This is a genomic window from Actibacterium pelagium, assembly GCF_002285415.1.
Taxonomy (GTDB): domain Bacteria; phylum Pseudomonadota; class Alphaproteobacteria; order Rhodobacterales; family Rhodobacteraceae; genus Actibacterium_B; species Actibacterium_B pelagium.
This window is the reverse complement of record NZ_NSBU01000004.1, coordinates 571061-597379: the sequence shown is the minus strand read 5'-3', so window position 1 is coordinate 597379 and position 26319 is coordinate 571061. Positions and strand designations below refer to the sequence as shown.

Here is a 26319-nt window from a genome sequence, read left to right as displayed (position 1 = left end):
TCTGATCAGTCCCCCAGTACCCATGTGTCCTTGGTGCCCCCGCCCTGCGACGAGTTCACCACCAACGACCCTTTCTTCAACGCCACGCGGGTCAGACCACCCGGCGTAATGTCGATCCGGTTCGGAGAGACCAGCACAAAGGGACGAAGGTCCACATGCCGGGGGGCCAAGCCCGCCTTGGTCAGAATGGGCACTGTGGACAGGGCTAGCGTCGGCTGTGCGATATAGTTCGCAGGCTTCGCACGCAGTTTCTTCTCGAAAGCCGCCAATTCTTTCTTGCTGGCCGCCGGACCCACCAACATGCCGTAACCGCCAGAACCGTGAACCTCTTTGACCACCAGCTCTTTCAGGTTCTCCAGCACATGGGCCAGTGCGTCAGGTTCAGAGCAGCGCCACGTCGGCACGTTTTTCAGGATCGCCTGTTCACCGGTATAGAACTCGATGATCTCGGGCATATAAGAATAAAGCGCCTTGTCATCCGCGATACCGGTGCCCGGCGCATTGGCCAGCGTGATGTTTCCAGACCGATAAACATCCATGATCCCCGGCACGCCCAGAAGACTGTCAGGGTTGAAGGTCAGCGGGTCCAGATAGGCGTCATCAACACGGCGATACAGCACGTCAATTGGCTGATACCCTTGCGTTGTTCGCATCGCGACGCGCCCATCCTCGATCCGCAGATCATGGCTTTCGACAAGTTCTGCCCCCATCTGGTCGGCAAGGAAAGCATGCTCAAAATAGGCAGAGTTGTGGATACCCGGCGTCAGCACCGCCACAACCGGCTTGCTGTTTGGCGACCCGCTTGGCGCGCTGTCAGACAGCGACCTGCGCAGCAGCTGCGGATAAGAGGACACCGGGCGCACCTTCATCTTGGTGAACAGCTCGGGGAACATCTGCAGCATCGTTTCGCGGTTTTCCAACATGTAGGAAACGCCCGAGGGCGTGCGCACGTTGTCTTCCAGAACGAAAAACTCGTCCGGGCCGGTCCGCACCAGATCGACACCGACAATATGGGTATAGACCCCTCCCGGTGGGTTCACGCCGATCATCTCGGGTATGAACGCCTCGTTCCCGGCGATGATCTCTTTCGGGATGCGACCCGCACGCAGGATTTCCTGACGGTGATAGATGTCGTGCAGGAAGGCGTTGACCGCGCGCACGCGCTGTTCAATCCCGCGTTCCAGACGTGCCCATTCACGCGCGGCAATGATGCGCGGCACGATATCAAAGGGGATCAGGCGCTCGTCGGCCTCGTCCTGTCCGTAGACATTGAAGGTAATACCGATACGGCGAAAGAAAGCCTCGGCATCCTCGGATTTCTTGCGTAGTCGCTTGATGTCATCGTTGCTGAACCAGTCGTAATAGACTTCGTAAGGGTCGCGGACCTGATCAGGTCCGATCAGCATTTCGTCAAATGTCGGAAGAGTCGTCATAACTCAACTGTTAACGAATACGCGCCAACGGCAAGCGGTGACCAAGAATTAAGCCACTGCAAATCGCATGCGCGCCGATTTTCGGACAAAATGCACAAAATACAGGCAGATATTGAGCGCCCCTTACAGGCCTCGATCTCAGTCGATCTGACGCGCCTCATCCACCAACATGATCGGGATGCCGTTGCGGATCGGAAAAGCCAGATTCGCGGCCTTCGAGACCAGTTCCTGACTGCTTGCGTCATAGGTCAGCGGCCCATGGGTTACCGGGCAGACCAGCGTTTCCAGCATCCGACGGTCGGTTTCGATTTGCTCGCTCATTGCATTACCTCGTCGCTGCCATCGCTGCGCAGCGCAAATTCCAGAAGGGTTATCAGGGTTTCCCGGCGTGTCGACAGCGAGGGCGCCTCTAAAAGCGCCTGTTTGTCCTCGGGCGGAAAGGGGCAGAGCATCGACAAAGAGTTGATCAGCAACTCGTCATCCGCCTGCTTCAGGCTTTCCCAATCGGTATCCAGCTCTCTCGCGCGGAAAAAACGTTCCAGCAGCGGCAGGAAAGAATTGCGGCGGAAACCGGGGTCGTTCTCTGTCGAGCCCAGATCGCGGTCAAATCCGTTCCATTCGACCTCGGCCCGAATATACGGAGAAAACCCGGTGACCTGCTCTTTGCAGCGGAACCGCGAGATACCGGACAGCGTGATCATGTAGCGGCCGTCTTCGGTCTCGGAAAATGCCGTGACGCGACCGGCGCAGCCGATCTGGTGCAGCTTCTCTGGCATCCCGGCGGGGACCTCTTGCGGCTGGATCATCCCGATCAACCGATGAGAGGTCTTCAGCGTGTCATCCAGCATCGCCAAATAGCGCGGCTCAAAAATGTGCAGAGGTAACCGCGCCCGGGGCAACAAAAGTGCACCGGGAAGCGGGAACAATGGGATCGTGTCCGGAAGGTCTGCTGCCGAAACCATGCCCATCAACTTAGTCCGGTTTGCCGTTTAGGCAAAGATCATCGACGACAGCTTGCGACGGCCGGTCAGTGCAATCGGGTCCTGCGGCTGTAGCGCATCGAAGATCGTGAACAGCTGCGCCTTGGCGGCAGCGTCATTCCATTCGCGATCCCGGCGGAACAGTTCCAGTAATTCATCCACAGCTTCCTGAACGTCGCCATTGGCATGCAAGGCCTGCGCCAGGTCGAACCGGGCCTGATGGTTGTCCGCATCCGCATCCACGGCAGCGCGCAGTTCCGCGACAGGGCCCGCGTCTGCGGCTTGCTTGGCAAGCTCGACCTGCGCGCGCGCTGCTTCCAGCTCGGGCGCTTTGGCAATGTCATCAGGGGCGTTCGTCAGCAGTTGCTCGGCGTTCTCGACCTCTTCCAGCGCAAGATGGGCGCGGATCAGGCCACCATAGGCAGCCGCGTTCGAGGGGTCTTCACCAAGGATCGCGGCAAATGTCTGCGCGGCATCGGCGACTTCGCCTGCTTCCAACATGGTTTCGGCGGCCTCGACGGCCTCGGCCAAACCACCGTCGCCGCCAAGGGCCGCAACACGATCAACAAATGCCTGCACCTCGGACCCGGCCACAGCGCCTTGGAACCCGTCGACCGGCTGGCCGTCGTGGAACGCATAGACCGTGGGGATCGACTGCACGCGCATCTGGCCCGCAATCATCTGGTTCTCGTCCACATTGACCTTGACCATGCGCACCTTGCCACCGGCTGCGGTCACAGCAGCTTCAAGCTGCGGGCCAAGCGTCTTGCAAGGGCCACACCACGGCGCCCAGAAATCGACGATGACCGGCACTTCTTTGCTGGCCTCAACCACGTCTGCCATGAACGTTGCTTCCGAGACGTCCTTGATCAAATCAGCGGCGGGGGCGGCAGTGTCCTGACCGAATTCCAGCATGGGGTCATTCCTTCTGAAGTCTGTTTCGACCCCTATATGGCGTGCGCGGGTCCCGGTGCCAAGGCTTGCAAAAGCCAACCACCGGGTTCAGACGCCCGATATAGGTGTTTTTTCCAAATCTGAACGAAGAACCGGCGCCAGCCAGCGACCTTAAAGATCGAAGGTCGCAAAGACCGGGGCGTGGTCACTTGGCTTTTCCCAGCCGCGCGCGTCGCGCAGGATGCGTGAACCATGAGCCGCGGCAGAGATGTCCTTGGACGCCCAGATGTGATCCAGACGACGGCCCTTATCTGCAGCATCCCAATCTTTGGCGCGATAAGACCACCAGCTGTACAGCAGGCCTTCGGGGATATCGGCGCGGGTCACGTCGACCCAATTACCTTCTTCCTGAACATTGCCAAGGTGTTCGACCTCGATCGGTGTGTGGCTGACGATCTTCAGAAGCTGCTTGTGATTCCAGACATCGTCTTCGCGCGGCGCAATGTTCAGGTCGCCCACAAGGATCGACTTTTCGGGGCGGTTGTCTTGGAACCAGTCGCGCATATCGGTCAGGTAATCCAGTTTCTGCCCGAACTTATCGTTCACCTCACGGTCCGGCTTGTCACCGCCCGCAGGGACATAGAAATTGTGGATAACGGTGCCGTTTTCCAGCCGCCCAGCGATGTGGCGGGCATGACCGAGATCGGCGAAATCAAAGGCGCCAGCCTCTTCAATCGGCAGCTTCGACAGGATCGCCACGCCGTTGTAGCCCTTTTGCCCGCGCGCAACCATGTGGCCGTAGCCAAGCTCGGCAAAGCTTTCCAGCGGGATCTTGTCGACCGGGCTTTTGCATTCCTGCAGGCACAGGACATCCGGTCCTTCTTCTTGCAGCAGTTTGCGCACGATGGGTTCCCGCAGGCGGACAGAGTTGATGTTCCATGTGGCAAGGGTAAAGGGCATGTGCGCGGTCCTGTGTCAAAACGTTCCGGCCGACCCTATGTGCGGGGCTCGCGCGGTTCAACCCAAGTCGATACCGTGGACCTCGCAGAAGTCAGTCACCATGTTCTGATGGGGCAGACAATCCTTCGCCAGATACTCTAGCTCTTTGAGCGTAGAAATCCGCCCCAAGACCTCGTTTCGGTGCGGGTGACGGCCAAACTGTTCGGCCACCCACTTGGTAAGCTTCGGGCGTTGGGCGGCCCCTTGGTACATGTGCCGAATGTTCTCGGGGGCCTCGTCCGCCAACGCCGACGCGCGGATGATCAGGTCCTCGGACCGGGCCGGAAGATCGGGCCCCTCGCAATGCGAACAGGCAATCAGATAGAACTGCTTTTCCCAGACATGGGGCAACGCGTCGTAGTGGCCATTCTTAAAGGCCTGCAACACCAACCCCGTCGCCTTGAGGTCCTGCGCAAAAGCCCCCGGCGTGTCCCGCCAGATCGAGCGTGGAAACTGATCCAGCGCAATCACCAAGGCCAGCCGCCCACGCGGTGTGTCGGCCCAGTGATCCAATTGCCCCTCGGCGGCGGCACGGGTCAGATCAGAGAACTGCGCTTCGATCGCTTCATGGGCCTGCCCCTGCATCCGCCATGTCCAGAAGGCGATATGACGGTCCTCGTCTTCCCAGTGACTGTCGTCGGGAAACCAGAATGCCAACACGTCTTCGGGCCCAATCTTCGACCAATCTGTACCGGTCATTCTGAACCTCCGCTTGTTTCGGACCCCGCTTTGGTGCGATCCGCGATGGTCGCGTAGCTGTCCAAGGCGCTGCCCCCCTGCGCTGTCAGGCCATAGACGCCCTTTTCGACGCGCTCGAACCAACCATAGTGGTTATCGGCCATCAGCCTTGTCGCCTTCTCGACACCAGTGGCCTTTGCCACCTTGGCCCCCTTGGTAGGTCCCTGGATATGCAAATGGCGCGCGCAGGCCAGCGCGTCCTGCCGATAGGCGGTGATCAGGTTTTGCTTTTGCGCGCCACCTTCGTTCGGATCGCCCACGCGTCGGGCGAATTCCCTCAATAGCCGTGTCTTTCGCACCTTGGATTGCCGGGGGCGATAAGGGCCCGGATCGCAGTGCACCTCGACAAAGTCATCTCGCAACCGAACGGTGATCAGCCCCAACCCCAAACGCCGGCACAAAGCCACGTTGCTCTTCAACGCGCTTTGAAACCGTTTCCCCGTTCCACGAGGCACCGCCAGATAAACGCAATCGGTCAATGACTGCCGGGCAACGCCCTGATGGAACAAGGACAGGGAAAACCCGGTCTTCAGCTCGACGACCAGCGGGTCATCCCCGTCACGGCAGGCAACGATATCGGCCGCCCCGATCTCTGCCTTGACCTCATAGCCTTGGCCTTCGAGGAAGCTTTTCACAGCCGGGTAAAGATCGGTTTCACGCAATGCCTTGGTCATACCCATTGCTAACCCGCTGCATTCCACAAAAAAAGACCCGGTAAAAATACCGGGTCAGTCCAACAGGGAGGTTCATGCCATTACCCCGGCATGGGGGGCGTAACTCTGTCACGCATTCAAACGATAGCCGCCAGATTCGGTCACAAGAAGGCGCGCATTGGACGGTTCTGGTTCAATTTTTTGCCGAAGACGGTAAATATGTGTCTCTAATGTGTGGGTCGTCACCCCGGCATTATAGCCCCAGACCTCGTGCAGTAGCACATCGCGGGCGACCACGCCTTCCGATGCGCGGTAGAGGAATTTCAGGATATTGGTCTCTTTTTCCGTCAGGCGGATCTTACGGTCATCCTCTGTCACCAGCATCTTGGTGGCGGGTTTGAACGTGTACGGCCCAAGCTGGAAGATCGCGTCTTCCGACTGCTGGTGCTGGCGCAGTTGTGCGCGGATACGGGCCAGAAGGACCGGAAACTTGAAGGGCTTGGTGACATAGTCGTTGGCACCAGCGTCCAGACCAAGAATCGTGTCGGCGTCACTGTCGTGACCGGTCAGCATCAGGATCGGGCATTTCACACCCTGCTTGCGCATCAGGCGACATAATTCGCGGCCATCGGTATCGGGCAGGCCCACATCCAGGATCACCAGATCGTAGATCGCTTCTTTCACGCGCTCCATTGCGGTTGAACCGCTGTCAGCTTCGTAGACATCGAAATCCTCTGTCATGACCAGCTGCTCGCTGAGTGCTTCGCGCAGGTCGTCATCATCGTCTACCAGCAAAATCTTCTGAATGTTCGCCATGCGGTCCTCCATTGAACTCTGATCTGATCTGGCCTTCACGGACGATTTCGGCAAGATTTGCGACAATGCGCTCACGCAAGCGTGTCGTAACACCGCGAAATGTTTCAATTTCCGTCAAAGCAGATTACATCGCGGGGGACAACTGGACGAATTGATGACTTCTTTGCTGCCAACACCAACCGAACGACTGGCCCGCGCATATGCTGATTTGCGCATGGGCCTTCCGGTCGTGTTGCAGGACGATGCAGGTGCGGTGCTGGCCATATCGGCCGAAACCCTGTCAGCAGAACGACTGGCAGATTTCCGGGGAATTTCCGGTGAGCCCACGCTGGTTCTGACCGCGCGGCGGGCCGAGACCCTGAAAGCGCGCTGTTATGATGGCGACGTCGCCCGGATCGTGATCCCGTCGCAAGCCGACCTTGGGTGGATCCGCGCGTTGGCCGACCCGGCGGATGATCTGCTGCACCCGATGAAGGGCCCGCTGGCATCTTGCCGCGAAGGTCAGGTGGACTTGCATCGACTTGCCATCACCCTTGCCAAGAATTCGCAACTTCTGCCCGCGGTGGTCACCTGCCCGCTGCAGGATGCGGCGCAATTCGCAGCCGATCACAATCTGACCTTCCTGAACCGCGATCTGGTTTCGCCGATCCTGTCGCAAACCAGCCCCATGGCCGCAGTCATCCATGCGCGCCTGCCCATGCAGGTTGCCCAAGCAGGTCGGTTGCACATTTTCCGCCCGGAAGACGGGCGCGAAGAGCATTATGCAATCGAAATTGGCCAGCCTGATCGTCACTCGCCGGTTTTAGCGCGGCTGCACTCCGCCTGTTTCACCGGCGACGTTCTGGGGTCTTTGAAATGCGATTGCGGGCCGCAACTGCATGCAGCTTTGGAACAGATGGGCGCGCAGGGTTCTGGCATTCTGCTGTATCTGAACCAAGAAGGGCGTGGCATTGGCCTTGCCAACAAGATGCGTGCCTATTCACTGCAGGATCAAGGCTTTGACACTGTCGAGGCCAACCACCGTCTTGGGTTCGAAGATGACGAGCGCGATTTCCGGATTGGCGCCGCCATCCTGAAAGAGCTTGGCTTTTCGTCGGTTCAGCTTTTGACCAACAACCCCCGCAAGGTCGAGATGATGCGGGCCCATGGGATCGAGGTCGTGGATCGCGTACCGCTGAAAGTCGGAAAAACCCCGCAGAACGCGGGCTATCTGGCGACCAAAGCGGCGAAGTCGGGGCATCTTCTGTGACGCCTGACGACTTGGTCCTGACACCGCGTGGATTGCGATTTAGGGGACAGTATTTCCCCTGCTCCATTGGTCGCGGGGGAATCCTAACCGACAAGCGCGAGGGCGACGGCGCCACGCCGGTTGGGCGCCACCAGATCGTCGGGGTCTATTTTCGGCCCGACCGCATTCCGGCACCCGTGCCCTGGGCCACACCGATTGGCCCCAATGATCTGTGGTCCGATGACCCGGCAGCGCCCGAATACAACCACCACGTCCGCGCACCCTATGCACCCAGTCATGAAGCCCTTCGGCGCAGCGATCCCCTGTATGATCTGGTTCTGATCACCGATTGGAACTGGCCGGACGCAACGCCCGGAAAAGGCTCGGCCATCTTCCTGCACCAATGGCGCCGGCCCGGCTATCCGACCGAAGGCTGCGTGGCCTTCCGTCGCGACCACCTGTTTTGGATCGCCCGCAATCTGTTGCCGGACAGTCACCTGATCGTGCGGGGCTAGATAACTCGCGTCGCACCTCCCGCAGTGCTAAGCTTTGCGCAATCGTGTTTTGCCCGGGCACCCAAATGACCCGTCACCACCTAGTCTTGCTACTGATCTTGCTGTTTCCATTGTCGGCATTCGCCGAGGGTCGGGAACTGCACGTGGTCGCGGCAAGGCAAGGCATTGGGCCGTCGCGCCCCGATCTACCCCCACCAACCGCGCAGGTTTTGATCGATCGCCCCGGCAGCTCTGTTGTACTGGTGCTTCTGGATTCCAGCCCCATAGAATGGTCGGTCACGGCCACCCCGGGCACGATCATTGAGAACATCCTTTTGGGCGGGGAAGAGACGTCAAACAGCCAAGTCCTGTTCTTTGGCACGCCTTTTGTCGGCAACGCCACGCCCGGCATCCCCATGACCCACCACCCTCAAGGCGAGAAATTCAGGGCCCTCATCACCCATTTGACCGACAGGATGGGCACGGAACGGATCAGCAGCTTTCAAGGCGTTCAAGTCGCCCCCAAAGGCGGCTTTGTCGTGGATCGCGTCGACACCAACACAACGGTGTTATCACGAGACTATCTGGCAGACTTGGTCGCGGATACGCATGACCTGCCCAAAGCGCTGCGCGACTGGTTGGGCGGCAAAAACAAGCCCCCCGTCTACGACCTTCGGTTCGAGGAAAACGGGATGTACCTGACGGTCGGCGAGGACACGCGGGTTTTCCCGGTTGACCCAAGGCTGCCAACGCCTGTCTTTCCAAGCGGCTCGGCATTTGATGTCGAAAACGGCGTGATCTACGGGATCACCTTCGGGGGCGAAGGGTTCATCTACAGTGTCGATACGAAGACTGGTGAATGGTCGATCATAGACAGCCTGAACGGCTACGATGCCATGAAGCTGTATTATCATGCCCCGGAACGGCAGCTGATCATGACCGGGGCGTTCTCGCGCCCCGGAGAGATTCGTGTTTACGATCTGGACGGGGGGGTCCGGCACTCGAAGATACTGGTGAACGCGTTTCCGGGCCTGACCGACATCTTCAACTATGGAAACGAGCACGCGCCGTCGTTGATCCCAAAAACCTATGAAGAGGATTGGTTGCTGTTAGAAGCCAACTCGGACGATGAAAATCCGGCAACGCGTGTTTATGCCGTGCACCTTACTACGCAAGAGGTGCGCCTGCTTAGGTTCACCAATCCCTAAGGCGGTTCAACCGTAATCCCGCGCCCCGAAAATGGCGGATCCCACGCGGATATGCGTCGCCCCAAGGACAATCGCCCGTTCGAAATCACCGCTCATCCCCATCGACAGACCTGTCAGCCCATTGCGCGCGGCGATCTTGGCCAAAAGGGCAAAATGCAGCGAGGGTTCTTCGTCGACAGGCGGGATACACATCAGGCCTTTGATGGGCAGGTCCAAGGCCCGAACCTCTGCCACGAAATCGTCCGCCTCGGACGGCAATACGCCAGCCTTCTGCGGTTCTTCCCCGGTGTTGATTTGAAGGAACAGGTCCGGCGAACTGCCGCGGTCCTGCGCTAGATCGGCCAGTTTGCGTGCCAGCTTAGGCCGGTCGACAGAGTGAATCGTGCTGAACAACTCCACCGCCTGTTTCGCCTTGTTGGTCTGCAGCGGACCAAGAAGATGCAGATCGACGCCAGAATACCGCGCCATGAAATCCGGCCATTTGCCTTGTGCTTCCTGCACTCGGTTTTCCCCGAAGATTCGGTGACCCTCTTCCAGAACCGCCTCTACCCGTTCCAATGGCTGGACCTTGGACACAGCGATCAGCGTCACATCTTCCACGTTCCGTCCGGCAGATTTGCAGGCTTTGGCTACTCGCGTCTTGATTTCAGTCAGGCTCACCGTGGCACCTCTATTGCTTGGCTTCCCTCAGCGCTATCACGACGCGCCCGTCAAATTGAAGGGCTAAACGCAAAAGGGCAGGCCCGAGCCTGCCCTGATTAAACATTAAAGGTAAGCCTTAGAAGCTGAACGACATACCAAGTGACCAATGGTCATAATTTTCGCCATCTCCTGAGCCATGGGCATAACCCGCACGGACCTCTGCACCACCGCCGAGATCGTAATTTGCGACCAGCGAGTAGCCTTCGAACGTGTTGTTTCGCCAACTATACGTGCCGCTTTGGTCAATCTGGCCCCAGTTCGCTGAAACTGTCAGATCATCAATGGTGTATCCGACCGCAAGACCAATGTGTTCAAATTTCCAGTCTCCATTGAAGGTACCGGTGAAATCATCGTCATAGTCGTACCGCGAATAGTTTAGGACCGCTTCAAATCCGTTATAGAATTCAGCCGTAACGCTAACACCCCAAATCTCTTGCGTATCATCTGAATCGAAGGGTCCATCACCCTTTTGATACCCGACGCCAAACGTGACATCACCCGCGTTGTGATTGATTGTGTAGCGTCCCCCGATCCCGATAACCGGATCATTGCCGTACTCGTCCAGTTCTAAAGACGTCGCCACGGCGAAACCGTTGCCCGAATAGACATAGCGCAAGATGGTGCCGTTATAAGTGCCGTCGAGACCAGAGTTCCCGCTCCAGCCAGCGTGCTTTTCGGTATCATCAATGGTCAGGCCCAAGTGCGCCTCGCGCATGGCCCAGTCAAAGGCACCGTCGAAATCACCAATGCCTAGGGTGCCAAAGCGGCCTGAAACCCAAATGCGGGCATCGTCAATTGTGCCGTCTGAATTATTGAGGACGTCCAGATCAACCGAAGCGCCAAAGCTAAGGCCATTGTCCGTCTCGCCCCGACCAACAGCTTGGGCATTGATCTCAGTATAAAGATGCGTATCGCCGTCAGGCACGAAAAGAGAACCATCGGACAGATAGAGGAAAAAATCTTCCCCACCGACCAGCCCGGCGTCCGCCTTCATGTTAAGAGAAAGATCGGCAAATGCCGGAGCGGCTAGAACAGTCAAAATAGCACTGGTAGCTAAAATAGGTTTCACGGTGACCCCCAACAGTCTTCGCTGAACTTAAACACAAATTATCTTAGCTGAAAATATCTTCGAATAGAACGCTGTGAGCAACTCAGGCGACAAAGGAATACAAAATTCTAGTGCCTTTGTGATTTTCCCGCACCGCAAAAAGAAAAGAGCGGGCACAAGGCCCGCTCTTCCCTCATCAGAGGAACTCTGAATTAGAAGGACATGGTCAGACCCAGGTCCATAACGGTCTCGCCGTCGACTTCGCCAAAGGCACCGGCTACGGACAGACCGCCGCCCAGGCCGTACGAGAAGCCTACGCCGTAGTCGTTGTCGCCGCCGTTTTCGACGTCGTTAGCTGCAACGGTGATGGTCAGAGCGTCCATTGCGTACGACGCCCAAACGCCAAAGCCATTGTCGGAGCCGTTGTCTGCGTACAGAGCACCAACGGTCAGAGCGTTGGCCGAGTACGAAGCCTGCAGCGCCCAGGAGTCATCATCAAAATCGTCGCTGTTGTAGCCAACTTTTACGCCCAGGCCGTTTGCCGAGTAGCCAACTGCCAGACCGAATTCGTGGTCGCTGTCGTCGCCAAGGTCAGCCGAAACTGCCAGCGAGAACGCGTCCATCGAGTATGCGTAGTTGAAGTTTGCGCCGCCTGCGTTGCGGTTTGCTTCAACGTCGTCATCGATGCCGATGCCGTCGAAGCCCAGGTCAGGCATGCCAACGCCGTCGATTGCGTTGTCCAGCTCACCAACGGTGACGGTGCCGAACGAACCCGAAACGAAGATCTCGGTGTCGGAAACGCGGCCGGTGCCGTCGTGCTCGTCGTCCAGGTCGATCGATGCACCGAAGGTCAGGCCGTTGTCGGAGGTACCCGAACCAACGATGTTGAAGTCGATTTCGGTGTGCAGGTATGCGTCGCCCGAACCGGTGTCTTTCAGACCAGCAACTGCGCCGCCGGTGATGGTGAAGTCTGCAGCCGCGAAGCCTGCGGAAGCAACCAGAGCGGTGGTTGCGAAGAGAACCTTTTTCATGGTTATCCCTCTTTCGTTAAAACTACCTCAACACGGCCGATCCGAGCTGAGTACGGGATGTGTGTCGCTCTTTCAGGTTTGCAATGCAAGGCAGCTATACTTTCGGAGGGCAAAGGGCTTTCGATTGATGCAGCTTTGCCACACCGAAAAAACGGGCCATTTCAGACTGTAAAAGACTCAAGCCCCGAAATTTCTTGTCCCTGCGGGATGGCTCGGCTAGAGATCGGGCAGTCAACAAAGGGGCATTTCCTTATGATCAGTGGTCGTTTCGTGCGTGTAACCGGTGTTTTGATGGCCTGTGTGCTGCTGGCAAACTGCGGTGGGGGCAGCTCTAGCCCGTTCAGCGGTGGCCTGTTTGGCCGCGATCGTGCCGAGGATACCCAGACCACAACTGAAGAGCGTCGCCCCTTCTTCCGGAACGAAGTTAAGGAAGAAAAGCGCGAGACGATTTGGGATCTGTTCCGCAATGACACCGACCCGAATGTGACACTTGAGGTGAACAAGTACATCTGGCGTGCCTCGCTGGATGTTCTGAATTTCCTGCCGATTCAGGCCGTTGACCCGTTCTCGGGCGTGATTGTCACCGGATACGGAACGCCTCCGGGTGGCGGTCGTGCGTATCGTGCGGTTGTCTATGTTCAGGACGCGGCGCTGGATGCGCGGTCGCTGAAACTGTCTATGTCGACTCGCAATGGCCCGGTCAGCGCTGACACCGTTCGCGCGGTCGAAGATGCGATCCTGACCCGCGCGCGCCAGCTACGGATTGCCGACAAGGATCTGTGACCCCGCGTTTGACCGCTGGACCTTGGCCCAGCACAGCATTATCACCACGCCGGGCGCGCTTGCCCGGCGTTTTCTTTGAATAAGGACCCAACCCATGTCCCGCTTTGAACCTCGTGAGATCGAATCCAAATGGCAGGATGCCTGGGATGAGGCCGGTGTTTTCACCGCCCGCCGGGACGAATCGAAGCCGAAATACTATGTGCTAGAGATGTTCCCGTACCCCTCCGGCCGGATTCACATGGGGCACGTACGCAACTACACCATGGGTGATGTGATCGCGCGCTATAAGAATAGCTGTGGGTTCTCGGTTCTGCACCCGATGGGCTGGGACGCTTTCGGGATGCCCGCCGAGAATGCTGCGATGGAACGCGGCGGCCACCCGGCCACCTGGACCTATGACAATATCGCCGACATGCGCGGGCAGATGAAGCCTCTGGGCCTGTCGATCGACTGGTCGCGCGAGTTCGCCACCTGCGACCCGGAATACTATGGCCAGCAGCAGTCGATGTTCATCGACTTCATGGACAAGGGTCTGGTCTATCGCAAGAACGCCGTCGTGAACTGGGACCCGGTCGACATGACCGTTCTGGCAAACGAACAGGTCGAAGACGGCCGCGGCTGGCGCTCTGGCGCTTTGGTCGAACGTCGCGAACTGACGCAATGGTTCTTTAAAATCAGTGACTTCTCGGAAGAGCTTCTGGACGCGCTGGACGGTTTGGACAACTGGCCCGAGAAGGTGAAGCTGATGCAGCGGAACTGGATCGGTAAGTCGCGCGGTTTGCAGTTCGCGTTTGATCGTACCGATGGCGGTGACGCGATCGAAGTTTACACCACACGTCCCGATACGCTGATGGGCGCGTCCTTCGTGGGCATTTCGCCCGATCACCCGATTGCCAAGCAGCTGGAGGCCGAAAACCCCGAGGTCGCCGCCTTCGTTGCCGAATGCCGCAAGGGTGGCACCACGGAAGAGGCGATCGAGACCGCTGAAAAGCTGGGCTATGACACGGGCATCAAGGTCAAGCACCCGCTGAACCCGAACTGGGAGCTTCCGGTCTGGATCGCGAATTTCATTCTGATGGACTATGGCACCGGCGCGATCTTCGCCTGCCCGGCCCATGACCAGCGCGACCTTGATTTCTGCCGCAAATACGACCTGCCGGTCACTGATACATTCTTCGCGCTGGATGACCCCAAGCCTGTCGAGAACGAGGCATTCGTACCGCCGAAGACTGACAAGGTGAAATGGGTGAATCACTTCGCCGGTCTGGATGAGGCAACCGGGGAAGAAGCCATCAACACCACCATCGACTTCGCCGAGAACGCGGGTTGGGGCCAGGGCGTGACCAAGTTCCGCCTGCGTGACTGGGGCTTGTCGCGTCAGCGCTATTGGGGCTGCCCAATCCCGGTGGTCCATTGTGAAGATTGCGGCGTGGTGCCCGAGAAGAAGGAAAACCTGCCGGTCGAATTGCCCAAGGATGTGACCTTCGACAAGCCGGGCAACCCGCTGGACCGCCACCCGACATGGCGCGACTGTGCCTGCCCGACCTGTGGCAAGCCTGCCAAGCGCGAGACCGACACCATGGACACGTTCGTGGATTCGTCTTGGTACTACGCGCGGTTCACCGCGCCGAACGCGGCCACACCAACCAATATGGCGGATGCCGAATACTGGATGAACGTCGACCAGTATATCGGTGGTATCGAACATGCGATCCTGCACCTTCTGTACTCGCGCTTCTTCGCGCGGGCGATGCAGATTTGCGGCCATCTGCCTGAAAAAGCGGTCGAGCCGTTTGACGCGCTCTTCACCCAAGGCATGGTGACGCACGAGATCTATCAAACGCGCGACGAGAACGGTCGCCCGGTCTATCACCTGCCCGAAGACGTCACCGACGGTAAACTTGCTGATGGCACCGAAGTCGAGATCATCCCCTCTGCCAAGATGTCAAAGTCGAAGAAGAACGTCGTCGATCCGGTCAACATTATCGAAGCCTTTGGTGCGGATACTGCCCGCTGGTTCGTCCTGTCCGATTCGCCCCCCGAGCGCGATGTTGAATGGACGGCCTCGGGCGCAGAAGCTGCCTATAAATTCTTGGGCCGTGTCTGGCGCATGGCAAATGACATCGCGGACCTAGAGGGCGAAGGCAAAGGTGACGAAGACCTGCAGCGTGCGATGCACAAGGCGATCCACGAAGTGACCATGGGGATCGAAAGCTTTGGCTTTAACACCTCTGTCGCAAAGCTATACGCCTATGCCAACGCGATCCAAAAATCGAAGGCAGGGGCCGAAACCAAGAAGCTGGCCATGAAAACCATGGCGCAGTTGATGGCCCCGATGACCCCGCACCTTGCGGAAGAGGTCTGGTCGGTACTGGGCGGCGAAGGTCTGGTGGCAACGGCCGCGTGGCCCAAGGCCGACGAGAAGATGCTGGTCGAAGATACGGTAACCATGCCGATCCAGATCAACGGCAAGCGTCGCTCGGAACTGAAGATCGCCAAGGACCTTCCGAAGGAAGAGGTTGAAAAACTCGCGCTGGCCGATGAAGCTGTGATCAAGGCGCTGGCCGGTGGCCAGCCCAAGAAGCTGATCGTGGTACCGGGGCGGATTATCAATGTCGTTGTCTAATCGAAGGGCTTTCCTGTTGGGTCTGGCTGCCCTGCCGTTGGCGGGTTGCGGCTATCAGCCTGCGCATGGCACCCGCGGGGCCGCCAGCGCGGCTCTGGGGAACATCCGCATTCAGGACCCAACCGATGAAGCCGCGTTCGAATTGGTTGAACAGCTGGAACGCCGTCTGTCGGGTGAAGGCAATCCAACGCACGAACTGCGCTACACGATTTCGACCAACCGCCGACGCCTTGCGGTGACGGAAGAGGAAATCACCACCGGCTACAACCTGAATGGCCGGGTCGATTTCCAGATCGTCGATCTGCGGGACCAAAGCATTGCGACGCAGGGGTCGGTCAGCAATTTCTCGACCTATTCCGCGACAGCGAACACCGTAGCCGCAAGAGCATCAGAGCGCGACGCGCGCCGTCGCCTGATGGTGATGCTGGCTGACGACCTGACAGCACGGCTGATCGCCACGGCTGGGACCTGGGCCACATGAAGCTGACGGGTCGGGACGCTGCGCGTTACTTCGCCAAACCGGAACCGCATCGCACCGGCCTTTTGATCTTTGGCTCTGACGCCATGCGCGTGGCGCTGAAGCGGCAAGAGGTCATTGCCGCCTTGGTCGGCCCTCAAGGCGAAGAGGAAATGCGCCTGACCCGGCTTTCGGGCGGCGATCTGCGCTCTGACCCGGCCGCGCTTCTGGATGCGATCAAGGCGCAATGCTTCTTTCCCGGCCCGCGGGTTGTCTTTGTGGAAGAGGTCGCCGACAGCCACATCAAAGCATTCGAGGCCGCGCTTGGCGACTGGCAAGAGGGCGACGCGCAGCTGATCGTCACCGCCAAACAGCTGACCGCCAAATCCAAACTTCGCAAACTGTTCGAGGGCCACTCGAACGCCTATGCCGCCGGCATCTATGACGACCCGCCTTCGCGGGACGAGATCGAAGCAACGCTGCAAAAGGCCGGCGTAACGAACTTGCCTCAGGATGCAATGACCGCGCTGATGGACCTGTCCCGCCAGCTGGACCCGGGTGATTTCCGCCAGACTGTCGAAAAACTGGCGCTTTACAAACGTGGCGATGACAGCCCGGTAAGCGCTGACGACATCACCGCTGTTGCCCCCACCTCGACCGAAGCCGATCTGGATGATGTTTTGCACATCGTGGCAGAGGGCCGGACACGAGAGATTGGCCCGGTTCTTCAGAAACTGGCCGCCCAAGGGGTGCAGCCCGTGGGTCTGTGCATTGGGGCGACCCGGCATTTCCGCACCCTGCACGCCGCCTGTTCGGACCCGGGCGGACCGGGGTCTGGCATGTCCCGCATACGCCCTCCGGTCTTTGGGCCGCGGCGCGACAGGATGGTTCGGCAAGCCCAGAAGTGGGGCACCCATCGGCTGGAACAGGCTTTGGGCATTCTGACGGATACGGATCTGCAACTGCGATCGACCAGCAAGGCGCCAACCATGGCCCTGATGGAACGCGCCCTGATACGGCTGGCCATGCTGGGCGCACGCTAGGTCTGGGCGTCACCTGACTGCCCAAATCTACCGGGTATTTCCCAAAAGATCAGACAAGCACCTGCGCTAACTTAAAATGCCGAGGGACTCGCAGATTTCCGCTTGCAGTTGGGTCAGAGTTGAGTTCGGCCCACGAACCGCCTATTTGAAAGCAATCTTACGAACGAAAGGCGCGCCCCTTGGCCAACCACCTGTATAAGAACGACCTGCCCGACGGGCTGGACCTTGGCCCGATTGTGGCCATCGACTGTGAAACCATGGGGCTGAACCCGCACCGTGACCGGTTGTGCGTGGTGCAGATGTCAGGCGGCGACGGCAACGCGCATCTGGTCCAGATCGAAAAGGGCCAGACCGAAGCTCCGAACCTGACCCGTATGCTGGCCGATCCGAATGTGCTGAAGCTGTTCCACTTCGGACGTTTCGACATTGCAGCGCTGCAAAACGCGTTTGGGGTGGTGACCGCACCGGTCTACTGCACCAAAATCGCGTCGAAGCTGATCCGCACCTATACGGACCGTCACGGGTTGAAGAACCTGCTTCAGCAATTGCTGGAGATCGACATCTCGAAGCAGCAGCAAATGAGCGATTGGGGCGCGGAAGAACTGACCGATGCGCAGCTGGAATATGCGGCCTCGGACGTTCTGTACCTGCACCGGCTGAAAGAACAGCTGGATGCGCGGCTGGAACGCGAAGGGCGGACCGAGATGGCGCAGGCCTGTTTCGACTTCCTGCCGATGCGCGCGCAGCTGGACCTGGCCGGATGGCCTGAACAAGACATTTTTGCACATTGAGCCAATGACTGAGACTAAGAAACCATTTCTGGAAGTGGGCGCCCGCGTATTGCGGCGCGAGGCCGAGGCCGTAAAGATTCTGTCGGAAAGTCTGGATGACAGCTTCAACGAGGCCGCCGAACTGATCCTGCGTGCCACTGGGCGCGTGATAGTCTCGGGCATGGGGAAATCCGGCCATATCGGGCGCAAGATCGCGGCGACTTTGGCATCCACCGGGACGCCTGCGCATTTCGTACACCCGGCTGAAGCCAGCCACGGCGACCTTGGCATGCTGGCCAAAGGCGATGTGGCGCTGGTTCTTTCGAACTCGGGTGAGACACCCGAACTGGCCGATATCGTCGCCTATACTCGCCGCTTTCAGATCCCGCTGATCGGGGTCGCGGGGCGCGCGGATTCAACCTTGATCCGCGAATCCGATGTGGCGTTGTTGCTGCCAAAGGCCGAAGAAGCCTGTGACAAGGGGATCGTGCCTACGACCTCGACCACGATGACGCTTGCGCTTGGTGATGCACTGGCGATTGCCCTGATGGAGCATCGCGACTTTACCCCGGCGCATTTCCGGGTCTTCCACCCGGGCGGCAAGCTGGGTGCGCAACTGTCGAAAGTTCGCGACCTGATGCACAAGGACGTGCCGGTGGTCGCCAGCGGCACCCAGATGGCGGACGCCCTGCTGGCAATCAGCCAGAAAGGCTTTGGCGTTGTTGGCGTGACCGACGAGGCGAACACGCTTCAGGGGATCATCACCGACGGCGACCTGCGACGTCACATGGACGGCCTGCTGGACTGCTCTGCCGATGACGTCATGACCCGAGCACCACTGACCATCGAACCCGATGCGATGGCAGAAGAAGCGCTGGCCCTGATGAACGAACGCAAGATCACCTGCCTGTTTGTGGTCGACCCCGATGGCGACGGACAGCCCGAAGGTATCCTGCATATCCACGACTGCCTGCGTGCAGGGGTGGCATAAGGGTGCGGTCTTACGACAATACCTACTCGCGCTTCATCGCGCTTGCGAAGGTGTTGTTGCCCATCGCGGCCCTAGCGATTCTGTCGACGATCTTTCTGATCTCGCGCAATGTGGATCCAACGGCCTCGATTCCCTTTGCGCAGGTCGACGTGGAACAGCTGCTGCGCGATCAGGGGGTCAGCTCTCCGGTCTATGCAAGCCTTTCGGGGGCCGGGACCGCGATCAACTTTCAGGCCACGCGCGTCCTGCCATCCACTGATGAGACCGAAGAAACGCGTGCCGAAGATGTTCGCCTGCTTCTAAGCTATCCCGATGGTGTGGTGGTGAATGCAAAGGCTGATCAGGCACTTTTCACCGATGAAAGCCAGATCGCCCGGCTAAGCGGTGCCGTCGAGATCACCACCTCGGAGGGATGGACCATGACCACCCGCGAATTGCTGTCCGATCTGGAAAGCGCGTGGCTGAGATCCGCCGATACCGTGAACGTGACTGGCCCATTCGGAGAGCTTGTGGCAGGAAAAATGGATATTCACGAAACCAATTCCGACCCTGTGGCACATGTTGTAGATTTCATTGACGGGGTGAAGCTGATATACACACCGCAACCAGACGGGGACCCGAAGTGAAGTTTTTCAGTACTGCCATTCTCGCTGCCACATTAATTCTGGGGGCCGCCGCTGGCTGGGCTCAGTCCGCCAACATCAATTTTGGCGAAGCCGCACATGATGACACCAAACCGGTAGAAATCGTGGCAGACAGCTTGAGCATGGACCAGAACACCGGCAGCGCCGTGTTCGAAGGCAACGTTCTGGTCGTTCAGGACACGCTGCGCCTATCTGCCGACCGGATCGCAGTCGCCTACGTCATGGAAGACGGCGAGATGACCGGGGACATCGACACGATGACGGCAACGGGCAATGTCCTGTTGGTCAACGGCGAAGAAACCGCCAAGGGTGCACAGGCAATCTATACCGTTCAGGAAGAGGTGATCGTTCTCACTGGGGACGTCCTTCTGAACCAGGGCCGCAGCGCACTGTCCGGACAGAAGCTGGTCGTCAATCTGGATACCGGCAATGGCGTCATGGAAGGCCGTGTGCGCACCGTTCTGCAACCCCGGGCCAAATCTGAATGAGCGACATTCCCACACTAAGCGTGGCCGAAGGTCAGGCGGGGCTGAAGGTCAGCCAGCTGCGTAAAAGCTATCGCAAGCGCCCGATCATTCGCGACGTCAGCCTAGAGCTGGGCCGCGGCGAAGTTGTGGCCTTGCTGGGCCCGAACGGGTCGGGCAAGACGACCTGTTTCTATGCGATTGCGGGTCTGATCCGCGCAGAGGGCGGCACGGTCGAAATCGACGGGCGCGATGTCTCGAACCTGCCGATGTACCGCCGCGCGCGGCTTGGCGTCGGCTATCTGCCGCAAGAGGTCAGCATTTTCCGCGGACTTTCCGTCGAAGACAACATCTTGGCCATTCTTGAGATTCACGAGCCCAACCCCCACCGCCGCCGCGAACGGCTAGAGGAACTTCTGTCAGAGTTTTCCATCAGTCACCTGCGTCGCGCGCAGGCACTGGCCCTGTCTGGTGGTGAACGTCGCCGAGTGGAAATCGCGCGCTGTCTGGCCGCTGATCCAAAGTACCTTCTGCTGGACGAACCCTTTGCCGGGGTCGACCCGATCGCAGTTGGAGAGATTCGCCATCTTGTGGCCGAGCTGAAGAATCGAGGAATCGGTGTGCTGATCACCGACCACAACGTGCGCGAGACGCTGGAAATCGTCGATCGCGCCTATATTTTGCATGACGGCAAGGTTTTGATGAGCGGCACCACCGACGAGGTCGTGCAAGACGAAAACGTTCGCCGTGTCTATCTGGGTCAAAGCTTCCGGATATCCTGAGAATTCCGACTGTTATTGGAAGGCAGGCGACCTAGCGGCGGTATCGTCAACCAATCAGCAACGCCCGAATTCGCCTAAATCTGCATATTAAAAACGGCTTTCAAATCGGCGGAATGCTGCGCTGCTGCGTATGCAAGGCGTTGACATCCCATGCCAATCTGACGCCAAATAGAGTCGATGCAAAAGCATTCCATCAACCCCCGCATACCAGCGTCGAAAACCTGTTCGACGACACAGATTTTCTTAATCTGCGCCTAGGCACCTTTTGTCTTGGTTGGTTGACCCATGCGGATGGGCTGATTGGCCCAACACCAGAAATTTGGAGGTCACATGCAATACCAAATCACCGGAAAGCAGTTGGACATCGGCGCAGCACTTCAGACCCACGTCAAAGAAGAGCTGGGCGGTATCGTCGACAAATACGCAGAACGGCCCACAGACGCTTCCGTGATTTTTTCGCGCAACGCACATGAATACGTGTGTGAGACCATTGTGCACCTCTCGACAGGCATGACCGCACAGGCCAAGGCCCATGCGACAGAGATCTATGCCGCGTTCGAAGGGTGTCTTGATAAAATGGAAAAACAGTTGCGCCGTTACAAGCGTCGCCTGAAGGACCATCACCGCGATCGAGCAAACCCGATTGAACTTATGGAAGGTTCCTCTTATATCCTCGCCGGCGGCGACGAGGCTGGGGATTCGGAACCAGAGTCCCTGCAGCCCATCATTGTCGCTGAGATGGAAACCAAGATCGCATCCCTGTCTGTGGGTGAGGCGGTCATGCAAATGGAATTGAATGGCGACTCTGTGCTCGTCTTCCGAAATGAGAAGACAGGCAGCGTAAATGTGGTCCACCGCCGCGATGATGGAAACATCGGGTGGATAGACCCGCGCTAACAAAGCGCACATCGAGCAGCGCCAGAAAAGTAGGCAAATGGAACTTTCAACTATTCTGCGACCCGAGGCGGTCAAGGTGATGGGCTCTATGTCCAGTAAGAAACGCCTGTTTCAGGAACTGGGCGAGGTTGCGGCCTCGGCCTGTAGCCTGAACGCCTCGGTGATCATCGACGCCCTGCAAGACCGCGAGGCCCTTGGGCCGACCGGTGTTGGTCACGGCGTGGCGCTGCCCCATGCCCGTATGGACGGGCTGGACAAGGTCTTCGGTGCATTCGTTAAGCTGGAAACGCCATTTGACTATGGGTCGGTCGACCGCCAGCCGGTCGATCTGATCTTTGCGCTGTTCGCCCCGCAGGATTCAGGTGTGGATCACCTGAAGGCCTTGGCTCTTGTCTCGCGCAACCTGCGTGACAGCCAGCTTTGTGCCAAACTGCGGGCCAATGACGACCCGTCAACTCTGCACACGGTTCTTACCGAAATGGTACCGTCGCAGGCCGCCTAGGTCTGTTTCCAGGGTCCAAACCCAAACGCCATGTAATCCCTTTGGTAGGCCGCGCGAGTCGCGGCCTCTATTTTTTTGTCATAGATCTCGGACAAAGGGATCGGGCCATCCTCTTCAAACGCGGGCGGCGGGCCTGCCTTGAGACCCGCAGACTGGCACAGATAGGTCATGTCGACCGCTAGGCTTGGCCCCCGTGCCACAAGATAGGGCGGGGCGACGCTGGAAATGGCCCGCAGACCTTCATGTTGAAGATCCCACTCTGCTGGCACCCGAAAGGGCGTCTGCCCCGACAGGTTGCTGGCCACAAACCCCAGAAAACCCATGAAGGCGGTCTTGTGGGTCGCCGCATCATAATCTTTGGTCGGTGTGCCCTCGGGCAATGGCAGCCCGAACTGGTCACGCAGGGCTGCGCGGATTTCGGGTAGGCAGGCCTCTCCGGGGGTCAGGATGTTCTGACAGAAGGCGCGATGGGCATAAGCCACCGGGTGGCGCACGAAGGTAAAACTGCAGTGACCCTGATGGCGGCGCCTCCATTTGCGCAGGGTTTTCTGCTTGAAGCCCCGAAGCAGTTGATCCGGTGCGGCACCATCCAGCGATGCAAGCCAGCTTTCCACCCCCGGGTCCGGTCGGCCGTTTACCGGTTGGAACAAAACTCCGCTGTCTCGCGCAGCGACATAAGCCCCAACCTGCCCACCCCGGGTAGGTGCTGCTGGCGCTGCATCGGCCATAAGACCTCCGATTGCCTCCAACACTTCGGGATTGGTCAGCTTTTCACGCAAGCTGCCGGGATTCTGGCGCTTGGTCTCACGAGAGATCGCATCCAGCCGCCCTTCGACGCCCAAGAAATTCAGCAGGCCATTCATCACGTCCAAAGAGCCGACATCGGTGAAGTCCAACCGAAAGGCTGTCTGACCCGCTTTCTGGAGCCCGGCCTCCAGCCCTGCGTAATAGCTGGCAAGCTCGGTTCGGTATGCCTCGAACGCCGTCGGAACTAAGGTGATCTTGGCTGCCTTACGATGATTGACGTTGGACAACCGCCATTGGCCCGTCGTACGCGCGATCTGCAGCGACACATAGCTTTCCAATGGGTCGCGGCGCAGGATGATCTTGCCACAAGCAGGATCAGCCAGAACATGAGACAAGATCCGCGGGTCGTGATCCGAAAAGAATCGGAACCCCGCCAGCCCGTCCTGATTGCGAATAGCGTCCAGCAACTCGAAAGGGTTTTCGTTCCGGTCGGTCAGGGTGACGCCGCACAGCGCAATCGCACCCTTCTTGCCGGCAAAATGTGGATTGAAGGCTTCACCGACCGAAGTAACACCGGGGGCCGCGTTCAGGTTGGCCTCGAGGAAATTCGACCCCGTCCTCATGTCGCCAAGGATCGCGAAATACTCGAAACCCGCCATGCGCTATTTCGCTGCCACTTGCTGTGGGTCTTTGCTGTGGAATTGGCGCAGCGCCATTTCCTGCGGGAATGTCCCCAGAAGCTGAATCTGCATACCCGCATTTCTAAGGTTGATCAGGAAGTCGTCGAACCCTTCCAAGTTCTTCAGTCGCGGGATTTCTGTCAATTGGCGCTGACTACGCAGGCCCAGATCGCCGGTTAGCAGCTGAAGGTGATCTGCTGGCGCATTCAGGAAATCGGTCAGCGACCAGATGCGGACACGCGCGTGGCAATGGGGCGATTGAAGGATTTCCAGCTGGCTGGCCTCGACACGCTGAAGGTAGGCGGCCTTTTTGCGCGCTTCTTCGGCATCCAGCCCCGCGTGAAACAGGGGCAGCGCCCAGGTACCCGTGATAACCGAAAGCTGCGCATTCGGATCATCCGCGATGAACCGCAAGATTGCTTGGTTGTCGCGCGGGCTGAACTGAAAACTCTGCCGCTCACCCCGCAGGTTCCACAGAAGGTTCGTCAGGAAGGACTTGGGGTTATGATCCCGAAGACCGGCATCCGAGGTCAGCCCACCTTTGACTGTCGTTGCCCCAGCGCTGAACTCTGCCCCTTCGGGAGCAAACAGATGACCATGCGCATGACCACCTGCGACCCGTGCCAGCCAACCTTCAAAGTCTTCAAAGATGTCTGTGAATCCCTGAAACACCGAATAGGGCGCAGCCGTAAGCCGGTTACTGACCGCCTGACAGGGGAAGCGGCTGGTCATATACAGCCCGCGACGACCCTGATGGCGCAGCAGGCGCGACTGTGCGAACACCCTCTCAATCTTGCCCGGGTTGGGATCAGCGGCTGGCTTTCTTGACGCAGCGGGGCGCAGGAATTCGCGATACAGGCGATTGGCATTGGGCCAAACTTTGCGCACCATGAAACAGTCAGAGTTTCGCAGCAACTGTAGATGGTCATCATAGAAGACGTGCGGCTTGCCGTGGAAATCGAACTTGGACAGGGTCAGCGAACGGCTTTCCACATCCCGCCCGTAGTAACGCACCAAGGTCTGGAAATAACTTTCGTCCGGAATCCAGACCCGCTTGAAATAGGTGTCGAACTCTGCCCGGCGTGGCCCTTCCAGAATCGAGGTCAGTGTGCTGCGCGTCAGGCACCACCATTGAGACCCCAGATGCGGGATCAGCCCGCGCGGAATCTTGCGCCGAAACCCGATGCGCCGTTGCAGCGCAACGTAACGGTCAAAGAAACGCCTATGCCGTTTCCACGAAAACGGGAAGCGCAGGTGGAACCGTTCTTCATCCAGCCCGCCAATCGTCCAGCGCACGTCGCGCGTGGTGACGGATTCAATGAAATCGGTCTTGGGGTGTTGGGCCAGATAGTCTCGCAGCTCGCTGACCGGGCGCAACGGCAGGCAGGATCCCGACGCCAACATCACATGCTGCACCTCGGGGTGTTTCTCTAGCAACGCTTCAGACGCCTTCAGTGTCGCCGACACCAATGTCCACGTGCCCCAGTCGACCCGGACCCGGTCCACGAAAGAGACAAGTTTTACGCCCGAGAGGCTACGCACGAAGTTCTCGTAATCTTCCAACGGAGTGGACTTGTCGCAATGGATCATTACCGGACAGCCGTTTTGCGCAAAATAGCGCGCCACGGTCGAGGCCCGGTCAAGCGCTGTATGCGCCAGCATGATCACGCCAACCGTCATATCCAGCTGCCTTTCGACATCAGGCCCAAAACCTCTAGCTGGCGCCAACTGACATAGCGTTCGGACCATGGGGTCCACAGGCTTTCGTCAGCCGACATTTTGGCCCCATACGCACGGTATTCGCGGCTGTCCTTGTAGTGCTGATTGCGCACGACCTCTTCAGCAGCGCGCGCAGGAAAGTCGCCGGTGAACTTGGCATGCATCAACACGCCCGAAATCCGCTCGCCGCCTTGGGTGTCATAGGTCAGGTTCAAATCCCGCGGCAGCAACGCATGGGTGGAACTGGCATAGACATAGGACCTGTTCCACTTCACCAGCGGGATCTTGTTCAACGCCGGGGCCTGATCGGCATTATCCGGGAAGAAGGCACGTGCCCGGGGGCCGCCTTGAATCCACAGGTTCTGATAGCGCTGGTTCACCGAGACACTGTAATTTCCGGCATCAAACCAACAGGCCTGATCGAAGGGGTTCTCGCCTTCTTCTGTGTTGACCTGTTGCAAAGGCTCTTTCGGGTACATGTCCAAAAGCATGGTGCCGAAAGCTTTAACGTTCAGTGCATCCATCCAATCGGTCAAAGCGCGCAGCGGGCGCGTGTCGCAGAAGGGATAGACCAGGAATTCGTCGGCATCGACAACCAGCGCCCAATGCCCATGGGCATAACGTAGCAGCAGCCAATTGATCCAATCCATGCCGAACCGCGCTTCGGAATAGCTGGCGCGGGAGGTCCAGATAGACACATCGGGCTGCGCCTCTAGATACTCGCGACTGCCGTCGTCTGACCCGTTATCGACAAAGAAGAAATGCCCAATCCCAAGGCGTCGATAATAGCTCAGGAAATAGGGCAGGCGCGCGCGTTCATTGCGCAGGGTGCAGAACAGAAGAAGGTCATTGGGCTGAACGCGGGCAACACGGGTCGAAACAGGAGTCAGTTCTTTGCGTTTGCGCATTGCGCGCAGACGCCACCGTTTGCGACGCAGTCGCAGCCTGTATGTTGACCAACCTGCCAAACGGCTCCTCCGGTCAGGGTTT

General features: G+C 58.7%; 28 protein-coding genes. 14 read left to right on the top strand and 14 right to left on the bottom strand.

What is annotated here, in order from left to right; all coding sequences use genetic code 11:
- Nucleotides 1–5: 5 nt before the first annotated feature.
- The 8 genes from CLM58_RS03115 to CLM58_RS03080 form a co-directional block, all read right to left on the bottom strand.
- Nucleotides 6–1433: a circularly permuted type 2 ATP-grasp protein gene (locus CLM58_RS03115; RefSeq protein WP_198950943.1), complete on the bottom strand. Its 1428-nt coding sequence runs from the start codon at nucleotides 1431–1433 to the stop codon at nucleotides 6–8.
- 138 nt (nucleotides 1434–1571) lie between these two features.
- Complete coding sequence (locus CLM58_RS03110) at nucleotides 1572–1754, bottom strand: Trm112 family protein (RefSeq protein ID WP_095594429.1); 183 nt, start codon at nucleotides 1752–1754, stop codon at nucleotides 1572–1574.
- Nucleotides 1751–2395 carry an LON peptidase substrate-binding domain-containing protein gene (locus CLM58_RS03105; RefSeq protein WP_095594814.1) on the bottom strand — a complete coding sequence of 215 codons (645 nt, stop codon included), beginning with the start codon at nucleotides 2393–2395 and terminating at the stop codon, nucleotides 1751–1753. Before CLM58_RS03105 ends, CLM58_RS03110 begins: the two co-directional genes overlap by 4 nt.
- A 27-nt stretch (nucleotides 2396–2422) precedes the next feature.
- A complete protein-coding gene (locus tag CLM58_RS03100; protein ID WP_095594428.1) occupies nucleotides 2423–3328 on the bottom strand; it encodes a thioredoxin family protein in 906 nt (301 codons plus the stop codon).
- A gap of 150 nt (nucleotides 3329–3478) precedes the next feature.
- The gene (locus CLM58_RS03095) at nucleotides 3479–4267 is read right to left on the bottom strand and encodes an exodeoxyribonuclease III (protein WP_095594427.1); all 789 of its coding nucleotides are present in this window, start codon (nucleotides 4265–4267) and stop codon (nucleotides 3479–3481) included.
- 57 nt (nucleotides 4268–4324) lie between these two features.
- Nucleotides 4325–5005, bottom strand: a complete 681-nt coding sequence (locus CLM58_RS03090; protein ID WP_095594426.1) for a DUF924 family protein — start codon at nucleotides 5003–5005, stop codon at nucleotides 4325–4327.
- Nucleotides 5002–5718, bottom strand: a complete 717-nt coding sequence (locus tag CLM58_RS03085) for a DUF2161 domain-containing phosphodiesterase (RefSeq protein WP_188720543.1) — start codon at nucleotides 5716–5718, stop codon at nucleotides 5002–5004. The genes CLM58_RS03090 and CLM58_RS03085 overlap by 4 nt, the downstream gene beginning before the upstream one ends.
- Nucleotides 5719–5826: 108 nt before the next feature.
- On the bottom strand, nucleotides 5827–6513 hold the full coding sequence (locus CLM58_RS03080; protein ID WP_095594812.1) for a response regulator transcription factor: 687 nt from the start codon (nucleotides 6511–6513) through the stop codon (nucleotides 5827–5829).
- A 154-nt stretch (nucleotides 6514–6667) separates the two neighbouring features.
- Between CLM58_RS03080 and ribA the strand changes: the two genes are divergently transcribed.
- The 3 genes from ribA to CLM58_RS03065 all read left to right on the top strand — a co-directional run bounded on the left by ribA (nucleotide 6668) and on the right by CLM58_RS03065 (nucleotide 9443).
- Nucleotides 6668–7762 carry a GTP cyclohydrolase II gene (ribA, locus tag CLM58_RS03075; protein WP_095594425.1) on the top strand — a complete coding sequence of 365 codons (1095 nt, stop codon included), beginning with the start codon at nucleotides 6668–6670 and terminating at the stop codon, nucleotides 7760–7762.
- Nucleotides 7759–8256, top strand: coding sequence for a L,D-transpeptidase family protein (locus CLM58_RS03070; RefSeq protein WP_095594424.1), 498 nt, complete (start codon nucleotides 7759–7761; stop codon nucleotides 8254–8256). Before ribA ends, CLM58_RS03070 begins: the two co-directional genes overlap by 4 nt.
- Before the next feature lie 65 nt (nucleotides 8257–8321).
- Nucleotides 8322–9443 (top strand): hypothetical protein, encoded by a 1122-nt coding sequence (locus CLM58_RS03065; RefSeq protein ID WP_095594423.1) that lies wholly within the window; start codon nucleotides 8322–8324, stop codon nucleotides 9441–9443.
- 6 nt (nucleotides 9444–9449) lie between these two features.
- On the opposite strand, the gene CLM58_RS03060 is transcribed toward CLM58_RS03065, so the two are convergent.
- The 3 genes from CLM58_RS03060 to CLM58_RS03050 all read right to left on the bottom strand — a co-directional run bounded on the left by CLM58_RS03060 (nucleotide 9450) and on the right by CLM58_RS03050 (nucleotide 12224).
- Nucleotides 9450–10103 carry a YggS family pyridoxal phosphate-dependent enzyme gene (locus tag CLM58_RS03060; protein ID WP_095594422.1) on the bottom strand — a complete coding sequence of 218 codons (654 nt, stop codon included), beginning with the start codon at nucleotides 10101–10103 and terminating at the stop codon, nucleotides 9450–9452.
- 118 nt (nucleotides 10104–10221) lie between these two features.
- The gene (locus tag CLM58_RS03055) at nucleotides 10222–11214 is read right to left on the bottom strand and encodes a porin (RefSeq protein ID WP_188720514.1); all 993 of its coding nucleotides are present in this window, start codon (nucleotides 11212–11214) and stop codon (nucleotides 10222–10224) included.
- 191 nt (nucleotides 11215–11405) lie between these two features.
- Nucleotides 11406–12224, bottom strand: a complete 819-nt coding sequence (locus CLM58_RS03050; protein ID WP_095594420.1) for a porin — start codon at nucleotides 12222–12224, stop codon at nucleotides 11406–11408.
- 252 nt (nucleotides 12225–12476) lie between these two features.
- Here CLM58_RS03050 and CLM58_RS03045 point away from each other — a divergent pair, with 252 nt between their 5' ends.
- The 11 genes from CLM58_RS03045 (at nucleotide 12477) to CLM58_RS02995 (ending at nucleotide 22183) form a co-directional block, all read left to right on the top strand.
- Entirely contained in the window at nucleotides 12477–13007 is a 531-nt protein-coding gene (locus CLM58_RS03045; protein WP_095594811.1) for a DUF3576 domain-containing protein, read from the top strand.
- Between the two features lie 94 nt (nucleotides 13008–13101).
- The gene (gene leuS, locus CLM58_RS03040) at nucleotides 13102–15633 is read left to right on the top strand and encodes a leucine--tRNA ligase (RefSeq protein WP_095594419.1); all 2532 of its coding nucleotides are present in this window, start codon (nucleotides 13102–13104) and stop codon (nucleotides 15631–15633) included.
- Complete coding sequence (lptE, locus tag CLM58_RS03035) at nucleotides 15620–16114, top strand: LPS assembly lipoprotein LptE (protein ID WP_095594418.1); 495 nt, start codon at nucleotides 15620–15622, stop codon at nucleotides 16112–16114. Before leuS ends, lptE begins: the two co-directional genes overlap by 14 nt.
- The gene (gene holA, locus CLM58_RS03030; RefSeq protein WP_095594417.1) at nucleotides 16111–17133 is read left to right on the top strand and encodes a DNA polymerase III subunit delta; all 1023 of its coding nucleotides are present in this window, start codon (nucleotides 16111–16113) and stop codon (nucleotides 17131–17133) included. The genes lptE and holA overlap by 4 nt, the downstream gene beginning before the upstream one ends.
- A 179-nt stretch (nucleotides 17134–17312) precedes the next feature.
- Nucleotides 17313–17924, top strand: a complete 612-nt coding sequence (locus tag CLM58_RS03025) for a ribonuclease D (RefSeq protein ID WP_095594416.1) — start codon at nucleotides 17313–17315, stop codon at nucleotides 17922–17924.
- A 4-nt stretch (nucleotides 17925–17928) separates the two neighbouring features.
- Nucleotides 17929–18894 carry a KpsF/GutQ family sugar-phosphate isomerase gene (locus tag CLM58_RS03020; protein ID WP_095594415.1) on the top strand — a complete coding sequence of 322 codons (966 nt, stop codon included), beginning with the start codon at nucleotides 17929–17931 and terminating at the stop codon, nucleotides 18892–18894.
- 2 nt (nucleotides 18895–18896) lie between these two features.
- Nucleotides 18897–19520, top strand: coding sequence for an LPS export ABC transporter periplasmic protein LptC (lptC, locus tag CLM58_RS03015; RefSeq protein ID WP_158221839.1), 624 nt, complete (start codon nucleotides 18897–18899; stop codon nucleotides 19518–19520).
- Nucleotides 19517–20026 carry a lipopolysaccharide transport periplasmic protein LptA gene (lptA, locus tag CLM58_RS03010; protein ID WP_229666184.1) on the top strand — a complete coding sequence of 170 codons (510 nt, stop codon included), beginning with the start codon at nucleotides 19517–19519 and terminating at the stop codon, nucleotides 20024–20026. The genes lptC and lptA overlap by 4 nt, the downstream gene beginning before the upstream one ends.
- A complete protein-coding gene (lptB, locus tag CLM58_RS03005; RefSeq protein ID WP_095594413.1) occupies nucleotides 20023–20784 on the top strand; it encodes an LPS export ABC transporter ATP-binding protein in 762 nt (253 codons plus the stop codon). The genes lptA and lptB overlap by 4 nt, the downstream gene beginning before the upstream one ends.
- Before the next feature lie 330 nt (nucleotides 20785–21114).
- Nucleotides 21115–21681 (top strand): ribosome hibernation-promoting factor, HPF/YfiA family, encoded by a 567-nt coding sequence (gene hpf, locus CLM58_RS03000; RefSeq protein ID WP_095594412.1) that lies wholly within the window; start codon nucleotides 21115–21117, stop codon nucleotides 21679–21681.
- 37 nt (nucleotides 21682–21718) lie between these two features.
- The gene (locus CLM58_RS02995; protein ID WP_095594411.1) at nucleotides 21719–22183 is read left to right on the top strand and encodes a PTS sugar transporter subunit IIA; all 465 of its coding nucleotides are present in this window, start codon (nucleotides 21719–21721) and stop codon (nucleotides 22181–22183) included.
- Here the strand turns inward: CLM58_RS02995 and CLM58_RS02990 are convergent.
- From CLM58_RS02990 to CLM58_RS02980, 3 genes are read right to left on the bottom strand one after another with little or no spacing between them, the layout of a single operon-like run.
- The gene (locus CLM58_RS02990; protein ID WP_095594410.1) at nucleotides 22180–23589 is read right to left on the bottom strand and encodes a nodulation protein NodH; all 1410 of its coding nucleotides are present in this window, start codon (nucleotides 23587–23589) and stop codon (nucleotides 22180–22182) included. The two genes, CLM58_RS02995 and CLM58_RS02990, sit on opposite strands and share 4 nt — an antisense overlap.
- Nucleotides 23590–23592: 3 nt before the next feature.
- On the bottom strand, nucleotides 23593–25290 hold the full coding sequence (locus CLM58_RS02985) for a DUF5927 domain-containing protein (RefSeq protein ID WP_095594409.1): 1698 nt from the start codon (nucleotides 25288–25290) through the stop codon (nucleotides 23593–23595).
- On the bottom strand, nucleotides 25287–26237 hold the full coding sequence (locus tag CLM58_RS02980) for a glycosyltransferase family 2 protein (RefSeq protein ID WP_373286806.1): 951 nt from the start codon (nucleotides 26235–26237) through the stop codon (nucleotides 25287–25289). Before CLM58_RS02980 ends, CLM58_RS02985 begins: the two co-directional genes overlap by 4 nt.
- Nucleotides 26238–26319: the final 82 nt, after the last annotated feature.

Bases quoted from the DNA above. Each gene is read 5' to 3' on its own strand.
- CLM58_RS03115 (WP_198950943.1), bottom strand. From the start codon at position 1,433: ATGACGACTCTTCCGACATTTGACGAAATGCTGATCGGACCTGATCAG.
- CLM58_RS03110 (WP_095594429.1), bottom strand. From the start codon at position 1,754: ATGAGCGAGCAAATCGAAACCGACCGTCGGATGCTGGAAACGCTGGTC.
- CLM58_RS03105 (WP_095594814.1), bottom strand. From the start codon at position 2,395: ATGGTTTCGGCAGCAGACCTTCCGGACACGATCCCATTGTTCCCGCTT.
- CLM58_RS03100 (WP_095594428.1), bottom strand. From the start codon at position 3,328: ATGCTGGAATTCGGTCAGGACACTGCCGCCCCCGCCGCTGATTTGATC.
- CLM58_RS03095 (WP_095594427.1), bottom strand. From the start codon at position 4,267: ATGCCCTTTACCCTTGCCACATGGAACATCAACTCTGTCCGCCTGCGG.
- CLM58_RS03090 (WP_095594426.1), bottom strand. From the start codon at position 5,005: ATGACCGGTACAGATTGGTCGAAGATTGGGCCCGAAGACGTGTTGGCA.
- CLM58_RS03085 (WP_188720543.1), bottom strand. From the start codon at position 5,718: ATGACCAAGGCATTGCGTGAAACCGATCTTTACCCGGCTGTGAAAAGC.
- CLM58_RS03080 (WP_095594812.1), bottom strand. From the start codon at position 6,513: ATGGCGAACATTCAGAAGATTTTGCTGGTAGACGATGATGACGACCTG.
- ribA (WP_095594425.1), top strand. From the start codon at position 6,668: ATGACTTCTTTGCTGCCAACACCAACCGAACGACTGGCCCGCGCATAT.
- CLM58_RS03065 (WP_095594423.1), top strand. From the start codon at position 8,322: ATGACCCGTCACCACCTAGTCTTGCTACTGATCTTGCTGTTTCCATTG.
- CLM58_RS03050 (WP_095594420.1), bottom strand. From the start codon at position 12,224: ATGAAAAAGGTTCTCTTCGCAACCACCGCTCTGGTTGCTTCCGCAGGC.
- CLM58_RS03045 (WP_095594811.1), top strand. From the start codon at position 12,477: ATGATCAGTGGTCGTTTCGTGCGTGTAACCGGTGTTTTGATGGCCTGT.
- leuS (WP_095594419.1), top strand. From the start codon at position 13,102: ATGTCCCGCTTTGAACCTCGTGAGATCGAATCCAAATGGCAGGATGCC.
- lptE (WP_095594418.1), top strand. From the start codon at position 15,620: ATGTCGTTGTCTAATCGAAGGGCTTTCCTGTTGGGTCTGGCTGCCCTG.
- holA (WP_095594417.1), top strand. From the start codon at position 16,111: ATGAAGCTGACGGGTCGGGACGCTGCGCGTTACTTCGCCAAACCGGAA.
- CLM58_RS03020 (WP_095594415.1), top strand. From the start codon at position 17,929: ATGACTGAGACTAAGAAACCATTTCTGGAAGTGGGCGCCCGCGTATTG.
- lptB (WP_095594413.1), top strand. From the start codon at position 20,023: ATGAGCGACATTCCCACACTAAGCGTGGCCGAAGGTCAGGCGGGGCTG.
- hpf (WP_095594412.1), top strand. From the start codon at position 21,115: ATGCAATACCAAATCACCGGAAAGCAGTTGGACATCGGCGCAGCACTT.
- CLM58_RS02995 (WP_095594411.1), top strand. From the start codon at position 21,719: ATGGAACTTTCAACTATTCTGCGACCCGAGGCGGTCAAGGTGATGGGC.
- CLM58_RS02990 (WP_095594410.1), bottom strand. From the start codon at position 23,589: ATGGCGGGTTTCGAGTATTTCGCGATCCTTGGCGACATGAGGACGGGG.
- CLM58_RS02985 (WP_095594409.1), bottom strand. From the start codon at position 25,290: ATGACGGTTGGCGTGATCATGCTGGCGCATACAGCGCTTGACCGGGCC.
- CLM58_RS02980 (WP_373286806.1), bottom strand. From the start codon at position 26,237: ATGCGCAAACGCAAAGAACTGACTCCTGTTTCGACCCGTGTTGCCCGC.